The organism is Pseudonocardia yuanmonensis (genome assembly GCF_039542425.1).
Taxonomy (GTDB): Bacteria; Actinomycetota; Actinomycetes; order Mycobacteriales; family Pseudonocardiaceae; genus Pseudonocardia; species Pseudonocardia yuanmonensis.
The window spans coordinates 148905-161508 of record NZ_BAABIC010000012.1; the positions used below are offsets into that span (position 1 = coordinate 148905).

Here is a 12604-nt window from a genome sequence, read left to right on the forward strand (position 1 = left end):
CGGCCGTGGAATCGGCCGTGAGCGCACCCGCCCCCGCCGGCGCCTGGCGGCTCGCGACCGGGCCGTCCTGGTGCACCGCCGGCCGGCCCTGGTCGCGCTCGTCCTGGCCGTGGTGCTCGTCGGCACGCTCGCGGTCTGCCTCGGGATCGGCAGCACGCTGCTCGACCCGCTGCGGGCGCTGCGCGGGCTGCTCGGCCTCGGTCCCGCCCGGGACGTGCTGCTCGTCCGCGAGCTGCGGCTGCCCCGGATCGAGGCGGCCGCGGCCGTCGGTGCCGCGCTCGGCCTGGCCGGCGTGCTCATGCAGACCCTGGCCCGCAACCGGCTCGCGACGCCGGACACGGTCGGCCTGAACAACGGCGCCACCGCCTTCGCCGTCGCGAGCGTGATCGGGGTCGCGACGTCCGCGCTGCCGTCGGCCATGGCGCTCACCGGCGCGGCGACCGCGGCGGTGCTCGCGCTCGCGCTCGGCGGCGGCGCGGGCCGGCAGGGCTACCGGTTCCTCGTCGTCGGGCTGGGGATCGGCGCGGTGTTCGGCGCCGTGACCAACCTGATGCTCTCCCGGTCGGCGATCGACGCCGCCGGGGCGGCCTACCCGTGGACCGTCGGGAGCCTGTCGGTCGCCACGCCCACCGCCGTGACGCTGCTCGAGCTCGGCCTGGTCGCCTGCCTGCCCGCGGCCGTGCTGCTCGGGCGTGCGCTCGCGCTCCTCCGGTTCCCCGACGCCGTCGCGCTCGGCCTGGGCACCCGCGTCGGCGCCGTCCGCACCGCCGTGCTCGTGACGTCGGTGGTGTGCGCCGGGCTCGCCGTGGCCGTCGCCGGGCCGCTCGGCACGGTCGCTCTGGTCGCACCCGAGGCCGCCCGGAAGCTGTCCGGGTCCACCGGGGTGCCCGTCGTGTCCTCCGCGCTGGCCGGGGCCGTGCTCACCCTGCTCGCCGACCTCGTCGGGCGGGCCGCGTTCGCCCCGATCGAACTGCCCGCGGGGCTGGTCACCGCCGTGGTCGGCGGGCCGTACCTGCTGTGGCTCCTGCCGACCACCCGCACCCGGAGGCTGCCGTGACGACCGCGCGTACCGACGACCCGCCCGCGACGCGTGGGAGCGCCCTCGGCGCCACCGGCCTCGGCCTGGGGTACGGGCGCCGCGAGGTCGTGCGCGGGCTGGACCTGGAGTTCCCGGCCGGCGCGGTCACCGCGATCGTCGGGCCCAACGGCTGCGGCAAGTCCACCCTGCTCGCCGGGCTGGCCCGGGTGCTCGCGCCGCGGGCGGGCACCGTCCTGCTCGACGGTGAGGCGCTGGCCGAGCTGCCCACCCGCGAGGTCGCCCGCCGGCTCGGCCTGCTCCCTCAGGCCGCCGCGGCGCCGGACGGGCTGACCGTGCGCGACCTCGTCCGCTACGGCCGCGCGCCGCACCAGGGCCTGCTGCGCCAGTGGTCCGCGGCCGACGCGGCCGCGGTGGAGGGCGCGCTGGCCGCCGCCGACCTGCTCGACCTCGCCGACCGGCCGCTCGAGACCCTGTCCGGCGGGCAGCGGCAGCGCGCCTGGATCGCGATGACGGTCGCCCAGGACACCGGCGTGCTGCTGCTCGACGAGCCCACCTCCGCCCTCGACCTCGGCCACCAGCTCGAGGTGCACGAGATGCTGCACGGGCTGGCCGGGCGCGGCCGCACGGTCGTGATGGTGCTGCACGACCTCTCCGCCGCCTGCCGCCACGCCGACCACATGGTCGCGATGCTCGACGGCGAGGTCGTCGCCCAGGGCGAGCCCGCCGCCGTCGTCACCGCCGAGCTGGTCGGGCGGCTCTACGGCGTGGACTGCGAGGTCCTCACCGGCCCGGCGGGCATCCCGGTGGTCTGCCCGACGGGCCTGCGCCGCGCGGGTTAGGCAGAAACGGTTTCTGCCGCGCGATCCTGGTTGCCATTCGTCTGCAACAGCTCCGTTGTCGCATTCCGATCTCGCGCTTATTCTCGCCCTGTCCACAGAATTCTGCGGAGGGCGGCAGGTATTCGATGCGCGAACTGTTGCGCAATCAGGCGTACCGACGGCTCTTCGCCGCGCAGGTGATCGCCCTCGTCGGCACCGGACTCACGACGGTCGCCCTCGGGCTGCTCGCCTACTATCTGGCCGGCCCACGGGCCGGCGAGGTCCTCGGTACCGCGCTGGCGATCAAGATGGTCGCCTACGTGTGCGTGTCGCCGCTAGTCGGGGCCGTGGCCGATCGCGTTCCGCGGCATGCGCTGATGGTCGGGGCCGATGCCGTCAGGCTCGCCGTCGTCGTCGCGCTCCCGTGGGTCACCGCCGTCGGGCAGGTCTACGCCCTCGTCGTCGTCCTGCAGGCCGGGTCGGCGACGTTCACACCCACCTTCCAGGCCGTCCTGCCCGACGTGGTCGCCGACGAGGATGATTACACCCGGGCACTGTCGGTGTCCCAGGTCGCGGTTTCCCTGGAGAACGTCGTGAGCCCGTTGATCGCGGCTGCTCTGTTGCTCGTCGTCGATTTCGGCATGTTGTTCCTCGGGACCGCGGTCGGTTTCCTCGGGTCCGCGCTGCTCGTCGTCGGCGCCAGGATCCCGCCGGCACAGCGGAGCGCCCGGGCCCGTCTCGCCGATCGGCTCTCCGCGGGGCTGCGGGTGTTCGTCGGGACCCCGCGCCTGCGCGCGGTCCTGGCGCTGAACATGGTGGTCGCGGGGGCCGGGGCGATCACGCTCGTCAGCACGGTCAACGTCGTCCGCGATCTGCTCGGGGCCACCGAGTCGCGGGTGCCGCTCCTGCTCGCCGTCTCCGGTGCCGGCACGGTCGCCGCGGCCCTCGGCGCCCCCGTGCTCCTCCGGCGGGCCACCGAGCGCCCGGTCCTGATGAGTGGGGCGACTGTCGCCGCGATCGCGGTGGTCGGTGCCGTCGCGCTCTCCCACGGGCCGTCCTGGCCCCTCGCGGTCGGGGTGTGGTTGCTGATCGGCCTGGGCAGCGGACTGGTCATGGTCCCGGTCGGGAGGATCGTCCGCTCGTCCTGCGCGGCGTCGGACCGGCCCGCGGTCTTCGCCGCGCAGTTCTCGCTGTCCCACGCCTGCTGGTTGATCACCTACCCGTTGACGGGATGGGCCGGCTCGCTGGCGGGCCTCACCGTCGCCTGGGCGGTGCTCGCCGGATTGGTCCTGACCGCCACGGTCGCTGCGGCACGGCTCTGGCCCACCGGCCTGACCGAGATCGTCCGGCACCGCCACGACGACGAGACCGATCGCGGCCACCTCGATCGGGCCGAGTGGGACGGCGCGGCATGGGTGCACGCCCACCGCGTCGTGATCGACGCCCAGCACACGCGCTGGCCGCAGCCGGTCTGACCGCGGTCGGCAGGGGCCGGGGCCCGCTCAGCAATCCAGGCCCGCGCGGCGGGCGGCGCGGGTGAGCGCGGCCTCGGTGCCCGACGACGCGCCCGCGGGCTCGTCGCGGCGGACCTCCTGGGTCGACCGCAGCACCGTACGCAGCTCGGGCAGGCCGCCGGTGAGCACGCCGGCGGCCCGGGCCTGGACCAGGGCGTTGCCCAGGGCGGCGGCCTCGACCGGGCCGGCGAGGACGGGCAGGCCGCAGGCGTCCGCGGTCAGCCGGCAGAGCAGCTCGTTGCGGGCACCGCCGCCGACCAGGTGCACGACCTCGATCTCCGGGCCGGACAGCTCGGCCGCGCGGCGCACGGTGCGCCGGTAGGCCAGGGCGAGGCTGTCGAGGATGCACCGCACGACCGCGGGCCGTTCCCGCGGCGGCTCCTGCCCGGTCTCCGCGCACACCTCCGCGATCCGCGCCGGCATGTCACCCGGCGGCAGGAACCGCGGGTCGTCCGGGTCGACGACGGCGGCGAAGGCCGGGACGTCGGCCGCGGCGGCCAGCAGCGGGCCGAGGTCCGGGTTCCGCCAGGCCCACAGCGACTCCTGCAGCAGCCAGAGCCCATGAGGTTGCGCAGGTAGCGCACGGTCCGTCGACGCCGAGCTCGTTGGTGAACCCGGCGGTGCGGCCGGCCTCGCCGAGCACCGGCTTCTCCAGCTCCACGCCGACCGGTGACCAGGTGCCGCAGGAGATGTAAGCGAACCGGTGGTCCGCCGCCGGGACGCCGACCCGGCGCACACCTGCTCGAGCCGGCTGGCACCACCCATCGGGGCCCGGTACACCTGCTCGGACGGGGTGACACAGCCGGAAGGACCGTGGCACAGGCCGTCGACCGGGTGTGGAGCGCGCTTCGGGGTGTGCCGGGTAGTCCGGGAGCGGTGGGACGGCTCGAGAACGCCGAGGGCGTCGTTGGCTCGAGGTAATCCGGTCGGCCGACCGAGAGCGACGACCGCTGCGCCCCCGCGACGTCCGCACCACGATGGCCGCAACACCGAGACGACGGCCGCGCTCTGGACGAGGGCGCGCTTCCGGATGACGGCCGCGCTCTCTGGAAGGGATGGCGGTCCTCGGGACGACGGCCGCGCCCCGAGCGGATTCGCGAGCATTGCGGGCCCGACACACCGACCCGCGCCGCCCACAGCCCGTCGACCAGGTGTGTCAGCCACTCCCCAGATGTGTCACCCGGTCCGAGCAGATGTGCCACGCCAGAGCAGGTGTGCGGCGCGCCCCCGAGCGAATCCGCGAGCATTGCGGCCCGACACGCCCACCCGCGCCGACCACACCCCGTCGACCGGCTGTGCGAGCCACTCCCCGGTGTGCCGCCCGGTCCGAGCAGATGTCCCGCGCCTGAGCGGGTGTGTCATGCCCCAAGCGAATCCGCGAGCATTGCGAGCCGACACACCCACCCGCGGCCTCCACCGATGCCGACGGCTCCGGCCCCTCGGGCGGCCACCACCACCGCTGGCACGACGGCCCGTTCGACCGGGACCGACCGGCGAGCCCCGCCCGTCATGCGGTCACTCCGGTCCGACCTCCGGGACGGCGACGCCCACGGCGGGTGGACCTCGCCGCGGTAACCCCCGCCGCACGGCGAGCGAGCCCCGGACCGGGAGGTCGCGATGGAACGCAGATCGCCGGACGGCGCCGTGCCCGAGGAGCGCCGGGCGCTCGACGAGGACGGGACGCCGGGCCCGAAGCCGGCGGTGCTCGACGAGGACGCGGCCCTCGAGCTGCTCGCCTACCTCGTCACGGCCGCCCGCACGCAGGTCGACGAGGCCGCGGAGTACGGTCCGCTGCGGCTGCTCACGGCCGCTCGTCGGCTGGGCGCCGCCATCGCGCCGCGGGCCTCCGCGGCGACCGCGGACTTCGTCGCCGGACCCCTGGCCGCGGTCCCCGAGCTGGCGGTGCCCCGGGACGGGCGGCAGGAGTACGCCGCCCGGCTCGACGAGCTGTGCCGGGCCCTCGCCGGCCACCTCACCGCACACTTCGGGCGGGGCACCCCGTGACCACCACGCGCCCGGAGACGGCCGAGGCCGTGCTCGCCGCCATCCGCAGCCGCCGGGTGGTACGCGCGATGACGGACGAGCCGGTCTCCCGCGAGGCCCTGGAGACCGTCCTCGACGCCGGCCGCTGGGCGCCGACGGCCGGCAACCGGCACCTGCAGCGGTTCGTCGTCACGGACGACCCGGCGACGCTGCGCGTGCTGCGGATGGTGTCGCCCGGGATGATCCAGCGCCCCGCCGCAGCGATCACGATCTGCACCGACCGACCGCGCGCCGCGGCCTTCGGGTTCCCGCCGGACGCACCCGGCCTGCACGTCGACGTCGGTACGGCCGCGGCCACGCTGCTGCTCGCGGCTCACGCGATCGGCCTCGGTGCCGGTCCGGTCACCTCGTTCAGCCGCGCGGCCGTCGCCGTGGTCCTGCGGCTGCCCGAGGGCTGGGTGCCGGAGCTGGTCGTCTGCCTCGGCCACCCCGCACCCGGCGCACCGGCCCCGATGCGTGGCGGGCCGCGGCTGACCTGGCGGGACCTCACCACCTGGATGCCCTGACCCCGGCGGGGTGACCGGTCCCCGACCGACGCCGACCCCGGCGCCGGGTGGGCGCCGGGGTCGGCATCGGGTTCGGCGCGGGTTCGCGCCGGTGAGTGGTCGGCCGGGGTCGGGCAGGGTCGGGCAGGGTCAGCGGCGCATGACCCCGCGGCGGCGCCGGCCGTAGGCGTTCGCCGCGACGAGGACGCCGACCGCGGCGAGCGCGACCTGGATCAGCAGCAGGATCCACGGGAAGCCGCCGTTGGCGTTGCCGTAGCCCAGTGCACTGGCGATGAAGCCGCCGACGAACGCGGCGACGATGCCGATGAGCAGCGTCAGCCAGATGGGGATGGGCTGACGGCCGGGCACCACGAGCCGCCCGAGTGCTCCGATGACGAGTCCGACGACGATCGCCGAGATGATGCCCGTGATGGTCATGGCGTCCTCCTTGTGGGTGGTGACCCCGGGTACCCCCTGTCGCTCCGCGTAACCCCGCTACACCGGAGGCATACGGTTGAGCGCTCAAGCGTTTGCGGTAGGGTCGGAGGCGACACCGGGAGGAACGCATGAGCACGGACAGGGTGGAACTGGGACTGGACACGTTCGGCGACGTGACCGTCGACGGGCAGGGTGACCGGCAGCCGTACGCCCAGGTGATCCGGAACGTCGTCGAGCAGGCCGTCCTCGCCGACCGGCTCGGGATCGACGTGTTCGGCGTGGGCGAGCACCACCGGGACGACTACGCGATCTCCGCGCCGGAGATCGTGCTGGCCGCGATCGCCGGCCGCACCGAGCGGATCCGGCTCGGCACGGCCGTCACCGTGCTCAGCTCGGACGACCCCGTCCGGGTGTTCGAGCGGTTCGCCACCCTCGACGCCGTGTCGAACGGCCGCGCGGAGATCACGCTCGGCCGCGGCTCCTTCACCGAGTCCTTCCCGCTGTTCGGCCACGACCTCGCCGACTACGAGACGCTCTTCGAGGAGAAGCTCGACCTGATGGCCCGCCTGCTCGAGGAGGGCCCGGTCACCTGGGAGGGCACGGTCCGCGCCGCACTGCGGGACCAGCAGGTCTACCCCAAGACCGAGTCCGGCCGGATCACCACGTGGGTCGGCGTGGGCGGCAGCCCGCAGTCGGTCGTCCGCGCGGCGAGCCACGGCTTCCCGCTGGTCCTCGCGGTGATCGGCGGCGACCCGGTGCGCTTCGCCCCGTACGCCGAGCTCTACCGGCGCAGCCTGGAGCAGCTCGGCCGCGAGCAGCTGCCGATCGCCGTGCACGCGCCGGGCTTCGTCGCCGAGACGGACGAGGAGGCCGTCGAGACGCTCTTCCCGCACGCGAAGATCGCGCTCGACCGGATCGGCCGGGAGCGCGGCTGGCCGCCGCTGACCCGCGCCCGCTTCGAGGCCGACGTCCGCGGGGGCGCCCAGCACGTCGGGTCGCCCGAGACGGTGGCCCGCAAGATCGCCCGCACCGTCCGGGCCCTGGGCCTGCAGCGCTTCGACCTCAAGTACACGACCGGCACGCTGCCGCACGCCGAGCTGATGAAGTCCATCGAGCTGTACGGCACGGTCGTGGCGCCGCGGGTCCGGGAGCTGCTGGCCGCCCAGCCGGACGCCCGGCCGGACGAGATCGCCGTCTGACCGGCCGGTCATCAGGCGAACGCCAGCGCCTCCGGATCGTCGATCATGTGTGCGCGGCGGAGGGCACCTCGACGCACGTGCCACCTGACTCCGATCCGCCCTGATCCGGCGCCGGTCAGGTCGGTGCGTACCGCAGGGTCCCCGCGACGTCCCCTCCGCCGGGCACGTCCTCGTGCCGGACCGCCAGCAGCCGGGCGCCGGAGAGCCAGGCCCGGCGCGCGATCTCGTCGACGAGACCGCCCGATCCGTCCGGTCCCGGGCCCGCGAACGTCACCTCACCCAGCTCGTCGACCTTGCCGGGAACGGTGGCGTCGATGTCGACGAACGGCGTCTCCACGGCGCCGCGGGTGGCGAAGCGGGCCAGCTCGGCGACGTCGACCGAGGTGCGGCCCCGGGAAGAGCGGTCGGCGAAGGTCCGCTTCTCCTCCTCCAGCCGATCGGCGTACCAGCCGTCGAGGATCTGGCGGGCATCGGCGCCCAGCTCGCCGTCGCCGCGGCCCTCCGGATTGCCCAGGACGCCGTGCGGGACCAGGTCCGGGTAGCGGCAGTGGGCGCGGAAGATGCTGTCGAGCGGCTCGGTCGCCACGAGAACCAGCGGCACGCCGTGCCCGGGCAGCACCTCCCGCAGCGCCAGCCGCGCCAGCGCCTCCCGGACCGCGTTCTTGTAGGCGATCCGCTCCGCGTCACCCGACGACGCGGGGCGTGGTCTCCAGGTAGATCGAGACGGCGGCCGGAGCCCCGGCCTGCCAGAGCGCGTCGATCTCGGAGCGGGTCGGGATGTCGGTGTACAGCGTCATGCGTCCTCCTCGGCCTGGCAGCCGTCCGTTCGTCCGCCACCCTGCCGGGCCGGCGGCGGACGCCCGCCTCGTCTGTGGAAGGTGAGGCCGGCCGGCGCGGCCGATCGCCCTGGCCGACCGTGCCGTCGTCGACGACGTCCGCGTCCACCGGCACGTCGGACCTGCGACCGGCTCCGGGTCGGCGACGAGACGCCGACCCCTACCTGCCGTCCACCGAGGAGATCGTCGTGAGCGCCACGCCCGTCGCCACGCCCGTCACCTCGGCCTCCTACGGGGTGCACTCCGAGGTGGGTGTGCTGCGCAAGGTGCTGGTCTGCGCACCGGGCCTGGCGCATTCGCGGCTGACCCCCCGCGCAACCGCGACGACCTGATCTTCGACGACGTCATCTGGGTGGACAACGCCCGCCGCGACCACTTCGCCTTCGTCGACGAGATGCGCGCCCGCGGGTCGAGGTCGTCGAGCTGCACGACCCTGCTGACCGAGACGTCGGCCGTCCGGGGCAAGGGCGTGGCTGTTGGACCGTCAGGCGAAGGCCGGCGACCCCAGCGTCACCTCCGGGCTGCGCCCGTAGCGCATCTCGTAGCGGGCGGTGAAGTCCTCGTGCCGGAACCCCCAGGCGGTCGCCACGGAAGCGACCGTGGCCTCGCCGCGCCGGAGCTCCTCGAGGTCGCGGTGCGCCCGTTCGAGCCGCACGCGGCCGAGCTCCTCCTCGGGGGTGCGGCCCCGGTGCCGCTGCCAGCAGTCCTGCAGGGCGCGCACGCTGAGCCCCGCCCCGTCGGCCAGCGTGCGCGCGGTGTGCGGCCGCTCCGGGTACGTCTCGATCAGGTCCAGGCAGGCGCGGACGGTCCGGGGACCCCAGGAGGGGGCGGTGGCGTCGAGGGCCTCGCGCGCCGGCTCGTCGGCCGCGTGCAGGACCCCGTCGAGGATCGCCTCCTCGAGGGGCTCGGCGGTGAGCGCGTTGCCGAGCACCGAGTCGGGACCCGGCACGTCGCCGAGGAAGGGCGCCAACGGCCCCAGCGCGTCGGGTGCCGTGGCCGCGGGGACCGGGACGCCGGCCCGCAGCGGCCGCACGACCGTCCGGCCGAGGAGCGCCTCCAGGTCCTCGCAGAGCACGTCGCCGGGGACCCGCACCAGGGCCACGGCCGAGCCCGCCGGCACCAGCACCGTCGCCTCGTCCGCGGGCACCAGCACGGCGGCGCCGCCGGCCACCACGTCGATCTCCCTGCCGCGGTAGTGCACGTGCAGCATCCCCTGCAGCGGGACGGCCACGACGTGCCGCGGGTCGCGCTCCAGCCGCAGGCGCACGTCGTCCGTGCACCGGACCACCTCGGCATCGAGCGGCCCGCGCACGGTGCGCCGCACGCACAGGGTGAACGGCGACTCCGCCCGCCGCCGGACGAACGGCCCGGCGGAGCCCGGCGGCGCGAGGGCCGTCTCGGCGCGGCCCGGATCGGTCTCGTGCACATCGGTGAACCAGGGATCGGTCACGACGACCACCGCCCTTCTCGAACGCCGGCAGGCCGGACCCCGGCGCGGTTCCCCGGAGTCCCAGGGTGGTCGGGGCACTGCCGCACCAGCGCCCCGACCCGCTCCACGGTCCCACTGCGCGGCGGCGCGCGGAACCGGTCCGGCGGAGCCGAATCCGGGCCCGGGCCCTCGCCCTGCAGGACGACGCGGGCACGGCCGGCCCGCGCTCCGCTCGCACGACGGACGGTCACCGGGACGGCGACAGCGCGTGAACCACCCGGCGGACGGCGTGACCCGCGCTCCGCCCACCTGATCTGCTCGCCCGGTGCCCGCCCTGCGCGACGTCCGCCCGTGGAGCGCCCTGCGGGCCGCCCTGCCCCGCGAGGGACCGACGGTGGTCCGGATCGTGGTCGCGGCCGCCGTGAGCTGGCAGGTCTGCGTGTGGCTCGGGGCGACGCAGCCCCCGGTCTACGCGGTGATCGTGCCGCTCGTGGCCGTCCGGGACGCCCCCGGCTCCGCCCTCAACGTGTCGCTGGCCCGGCTGGTCGGCGTGGTCGCCGGGCTGGCCCTCGGCGTCGGGGTGCTGTCCTGGCTGCGTCCGTCGGCACTCACCGTGGCGCTGGTCCTCGGCGTGGCCCTGGTGATCGGGATGGTGCTGCGCATCGGCGACGCGCTGAACGTTCAGGTCGCCGTCTCCGCCCTGCTCGTCTTCGCGAGCGCCGATCCCGCGTCCTACGCCGTGGTGCGGCTGTGGGAGACAGCGGTCGGGGCGGTGGTCACGGTCGTTCTGTCGCCGCTGCTCCTGCCCACGAACCCGGCGCGCTCCTTCGTCGCGGCCCTGCACGCGGTCGCCGACGGCGCCGCGGAGGACCTGCGGGCCGCCGCGGACCGGCTCGCGCCGCCGGAGGACCCTGCGCGCGACGACCTGGCGGCGCGGCTCACCGACCGGACCCACCGCCGCGACGAGGCGGCCCGGAAGCTCCCCGGACAGCTCGCGTCGGCGCGGCGCGCGGTGCGCCTGAACCCGCTCTGGCGCCGCCGCCACACCGCCGAGCTGGCCGCGCTGGAGGCACCGGCCGCCGTCGCGCCGGAGATCACCACGCTGGTGCGCGCGCATGTCGCCGACGTCGCCGAGTTCGACCGGCGCGCGGACACCCGCGCGTCCTGGGCCGCCTCGGCCGCACGGAACAGGGAGATCGTGCTGGCGCTGGCGGAGGCGGTGGCGGCCGGACTGCGGGGCACCCCGGACCGCGACGCCCTGGCCCGGGCCGACGATGCGCTGCGCGCGCACTCGGCGGCCGATCATTCGCCGTTGGGCGGCCTGGTCCGGCGCCCGCTGCGCCGCATGCTGACACTGCTCACCGACCTGGCCGGCCCGCCCGCGCCGTGATGCTCCGGGACGGGCCCGCGCCGCTCAGCGTGGTCCGGGCCCGGGGCGGCCGTGCCGGTGCGCCGCCGCCAGCACCGCGAGCGCGGCCGGGACGGTGGGGAACGCGGCGAACTCGGCGAGCACCCGCCGGTCCCGCACGCCGAGGTGCGCGCCCAGCGCCCCGGCCCCGGTGAGGTGCAGGCTGACCCGCCGCCGGCCGGCGATCCGGATCGCGCTGCGCAGCAGCGGCACGCTCCCCGGCTCCATCCGGTCCACCCCGGCGAGGTCCACGAGCACGTGCCGCAGGGCCGGGTGCAGACGCTCGTCGAGCACCCGGGCCAGACGCGTCGCCAGCGCCTGGTCGAGCAGCCCGGTCACGTAGACCACACAGACCCCGGGCCGCGGCGCCTCGACCGCGAGCGAGCCGCCCTCCACGACCGTCATCCGCCACCCCCGCCGCCGGTCCGGGGGCGCCGCGGGATGACGCCGGCGTCTCTCCGGCGCCATCCCGACGACCCCCTCCGCGCCCCCACCTGTGGTCTACATCACCTCACCGAGGGCTTCAACGCAACTGCCGTTGCGCCTTCGTCGGCCGGTCGCCCGGCATCCCCTGGCACGATGACCGGCATGGGCACGGCGCTGCGGCTCGCGGTCGGCGTGCTCGTGGTCGCCGTCGTGCTGGTGGGGTTGCTGTGGGCCGTCCAGCGGCGGCTGGTGTTCCTGCCCGGCGGGTCCCCGTCCGTCGGGCCCGAGCAGGTGCTGGCGGGCGGGACGCGGCTCGCGGTGCCGACGGACGACGGGCTCGTCCTCGAGGCCTGGCACGCCCCCGCCGCCGCCCCGGCGCGCGGGATCACGGTGCTGGTGCTCCCGGGCAACGCCGGCAGCCGGGCCGACCGCGTGCCGCTCGCCCGCGTCCTCACCGCGGAGGGGCTCGACGTGGTCCTCCTGGACTACCGCGGCTACGGCGGCAACCCGGGCTCGCCCAGTGAGGAGGGGCTGGCGAGCGATGCACTGGCCGCGCACCGCCACCTCACCGTGGACCGGGGCCTGGACGCACGACGTCTCGTCGTGTTCGGCGAGAGCGTCGGAGCGGCGGTCGCGACCCGGCTCGCCCGGGAACGGCCGGTGCGGGCGGTGGTCCTGCGCAGCCCCTTCACCGAACTGGCCGACGTGGCCGCGCGGCTCTACCCGTTCCTCCCGGTCCGGGTGCTGCTCCGCGACCGCTTCCCGGTGCTCGGGACGGTAAGTTCGGTACCCGCTCCGGTCACGGTGGTGGCCGGCGGGGCCGACGAGATCGTTCCGGTGGAGCAGAGCCGCGCGGTCGCCGCGGCCGCCCGGAGCACGCCCGTCGAGGTGCCGGGGGCGCGGCACAACGACCCGGAGCTCGGCCACGGCCCGGCGGTCGTCGACGCCGTCGTGCGCGCCGCGGGCTGA

General features: G+C 76.0%; 13 protein-coding genes and 1 pseudogene. 9 read left to right on the plus strand and 5 right to left on the minus strand.

The window, feature by feature from the left end; all coding sequences use genetic code 11:
- Nucleotides 1-70 precede the first annotated feature (70 nt).
- The 3 genes from ABD990_RS18935 to ABD990_RS18945 all read left to right on the plus strand — a co-directional run bounded on the left by ABD990_RS18935 (nucleotide 71) and on the right by ABD990_RS18945 (nucleotide 3332).
- Entirely contained in the window at nucleotides 71-1057 is a 987-nt protein-coding gene (locus tag ABD990_RS18935) for a FecCD family ABC transporter permease (protein WP_345381905.1), read from the plus strand.
- Nucleotides 1054-1878, plus strand: a complete 825-nt coding sequence (locus ABD990_RS18940; RefSeq protein WP_345381907.1) for an ABC transporter ATP-binding protein — start codon at nucleotides 1054-1056, stop codon at nucleotides 1876-1878. Before ABD990_RS18935 ends, ABD990_RS18940 begins: the two co-directional genes overlap by 4 nt.
- Nucleotides 1879-2003: 125 nt before the next feature.
- Nucleotides 2004-3332 (plus strand): MFS transporter, encoded by a 1329-nt coding sequence (locus ABD990_RS18945; RefSeq protein WP_345381908.1) that lies wholly within the window; start codon nucleotides 2004-2006, stop codon nucleotides 3330-3332.
- Between the two features lie 27 nt (nucleotides 3333-3359).
- Here the strand turns inward: ABD990_RS18945 and ABD990_RS18950 are convergent.
- Nucleotides 3360-4098, minus strand: a pseudogene (locus ABD990_RS18950) (FGGY-family carbohydrate kinase); the annotation flags it as partial.
- Between the two features lie 890 nt (nucleotides 4099-4988).
- Between ABD990_RS18950 and ABD990_RS18955 the strand changes: the two are divergent.
- Together ABD990_RS18955 and ABD990_RS18960 are read left to right on the plus strand one after the other, a co-directional pair.
- Nucleotides 4989-5375: a DUF6092 family protein gene (locus ABD990_RS18955; protein ID WP_345381909.1), complete on the plus strand. Its 387-nt coding sequence runs from the start codon at nucleotides 4989-4991 to the stop codon at nucleotides 5373-5375.
- Complete coding sequence (locus tag ABD990_RS18960) at nucleotides 5372-5920, plus strand: nitroreductase family protein (protein ID WP_345381910.1); 549 nt, start codon at nucleotides 5372-5374, stop codon at nucleotides 5918-5920. Before ABD990_RS18955 ends, ABD990_RS18960 begins: the two co-directional genes overlap by 4 nt.
- 129 nt (nucleotides 5921-6049) lie before the next feature.
- On the opposite strand, the gene ABD990_RS18965 is transcribed toward ABD990_RS18960, so the two are convergent.
- Nucleotides 6050-6337: a GlsB/YeaQ/YmgE family stress response membrane protein gene (locus tag ABD990_RS18965; protein ID WP_345381911.1), complete on the minus strand. Its 288-nt coding sequence runs from the start codon at nucleotides 6335-6337 to the stop codon at nucleotides 6050-6052.
- A 128-nt stretch (nucleotides 6338-6465) separates the two neighbouring features.
- Between ABD990_RS18965 and ABD990_RS18970 the strand changes: the two genes are divergently transcribed.
- The gene (locus ABD990_RS18970) at nucleotides 6466-7536 is read left to right on the plus strand and encodes an LLM class flavin-dependent oxidoreductase (RefSeq protein WP_345381912.1); all 1071 of its coding nucleotides are present in this window, start codon (nucleotides 6466-6468) and stop codon (nucleotides 7534-7536) included.
- Between the two features lie 115 nt (nucleotides 7537-7651).
- Here the strand turns inward: ABD990_RS18970 and ABD990_RS18975 are convergent, their stop codons facing one another.
- Nucleotides 7652-8155, minus strand: coding sequence for a baeRF11 domain-containing protein (locus ABD990_RS18975; protein ID WP_345381914.1), 504 nt, complete (start codon nucleotides 8153-8155; stop codon nucleotides 7652-7654).
- Nucleotides 8156-8560: 405 nt separating this feature from the next.
- On the opposite strand from ABD990_RS18975, the gene ABD990_RS18980 reads away from it, so the two are divergent.
- A complete protein-coding gene (locus tag ABD990_RS18980; RefSeq protein WP_345381915.1) occupies nucleotides 8561-8704 on the plus strand; it encodes a hypothetical protein in 144 nt (47 codons plus the stop codon).
- A 152-nt stretch (nucleotides 8705-8856) separates the two neighbouring features.
- On the opposite strand, the gene ABD990_RS18985 is transcribed toward ABD990_RS18980, so the two are convergent.
- Nucleotides 8857-9822 (minus strand): helix-turn-helix transcriptional regulator, encoded by a 966-nt coding sequence (locus tag ABD990_RS18985; RefSeq protein ID WP_345381916.1) that lies wholly within the window; start codon nucleotides 9820-9822, stop codon nucleotides 8857-8859.
- 304 nt (nucleotides 9823-10126) lie between these two features.
- On the opposite strand from ABD990_RS18985, the gene ABD990_RS18990 reads away from it, so the two are divergent.
- Nucleotides 10127-11191 carry an aromatic acid exporter family protein gene (locus tag ABD990_RS18990; protein ID WP_345381917.1) on the plus strand — a complete coding sequence of 355 codons (1065 nt, stop codon included), beginning with the start codon at nucleotides 10127-10129 and terminating at the stop codon, nucleotides 11189-11191.
- 24 nt (nucleotides 11192-11215) lie between these two features.
- Here the strand turns inward: ABD990_RS18990 and ABD990_RS18995 are convergent, their stop codons facing one another.
- Nucleotides 11216-11614 carry an STAS domain-containing protein gene (locus ABD990_RS18995; protein WP_345381918.1) on the minus strand — a complete coding sequence of 133 codons (399 nt, stop codon included), beginning with the start codon at nucleotides 11612-11614 and terminating at the stop codon, nucleotides 11216-11218.
- Between the two features lie 183 nt (nucleotides 11615-11797).
- Here ABD990_RS18995 and ABD990_RS19000 point away from each other — a divergent pair, with 183 nt between their 5' ends.
- Nucleotides 11798-12604, plus strand: a complete 807-nt coding sequence (locus ABD990_RS19000) for an alpha/beta hydrolase (RefSeq protein WP_345381919.1) — start codon at nucleotides 11798-11800, stop codon at nucleotides 12602-12604.

Coding starts and splice junctions, on each gene's coding strand:
- ABD990_RS18955 (WP_345381909.1), top strand. CDS start 4,989: ATGGAACGCAGATCGCCGGACGGCGCCGTGCCCGAGGAGCGCCGGGCG.
- ABD990_RS18945 (WP_345381908.1), top strand. CDS start 2,004: ATGCGCGAACTGTTGCGCAATCAGGCGTACCGACGGCTCTTCGCCGCG.
- ABD990_RS18970 (WP_345381912.1), top strand. CDS start 6,466: ATGAGCACGGACAGGGTGGAACTGGGACTGGACACGTTCGGCGACGTG.
- ABD990_RS19000 (WP_345381919.1), top strand. CDS start 11,798: ATGGGCACGGCGCTGCGGCTCGCGGTCGGCGTGCTCGTGGTCGCCGTC.
- ABD990_RS18995 (WP_345381918.1), bottom strand. CDS start 11,614: ATGACGGTCGTGGAGGGCGGCTCGCTCGCGGTCGAGGCGCCGCGGCCC.
- ABD990_RS18965 (WP_345381911.1), bottom strand. CDS start 6,337: ATGACCATCACGGGCATCATCTCGGCGATCGTCGTCGGACTCGTCATC.